1 protein-coding gene is annotated in these 643 nt (G+C 47.6%); it reads left to right on the top strand.

Translation table 11 applies throughout. From position 1 onward, the window contains the following. Window positions 1-643, top strand: a 643-nt coding sequence (locus tag AB4486_RS26755; protein ID WP_372119800.1) for an alpha-1,6-glucosidase domain-containing protein, incomplete at both ends; no start/stop codon positions are given.

The following is a 643-nucleotide window of genomic DNA, read 5'->3' on the forward strand; positions in this document are numbered from 1 at the left end:
ACCTCGCAGAATACGTACTGATTGATTACAAAGGCGATACCAAACTGGGTAAAAACGTTGATTACAACGGCACGCCAGCTGGTTACACCAAGATGCCTTCCGAGAACATCTCTTACGTTTCCAAACACGATAACCAAACGCTTTGGGATAACAACGCATACAAAATCGCCTCTGGTACTAGCTCTGCAGAGCGTGCTCGCATGCAGTATGTATCACTCTCTACCGTGATGTTAGGCCAAGGCATACCATTCATCCATATGGGTTCTGAGCTGTTGCGTTCGAAATCAATGCAGCGTGACTCTTACGATTCAGGTGACTGGTTCAACCGCGTTTACTTCGACGGTAGCGACAACAACTGGAACGTCGGTCTACCTCGTGAAGACAAAGACGGCGCAAACTGGGAGCTGATCAAAACTATCGTTGCTGACAGCACTGCGATGCCAAACACTGACGATATCGAGCTAACTAAGCAACAATTCCTAGAACTACTGACTATTCGTAGCTCAAGCGAACTGTTCCGTTTAGATACCGCTCAAGAGGTCATGAACCGCGTTGATTTCCGCAACGTAGGCAAAGACCAAGTTGAAGGCTTGATTGTGATGTCTATTGACGACGGTACGTCAGCGGGTGCAGATCTAGATAC

Origin of the sequence: Vibrio sp. 10N.222.55.C6 (genome assembly GCF_041473395.1) — a bacterium.
Classification (GTDB): domain Bacteria; phylum Pseudomonadota; class Gammaproteobacteria; order Enterobacterales; family Vibrionaceae; genus Vibrio; species Vibrio crassostreae_C.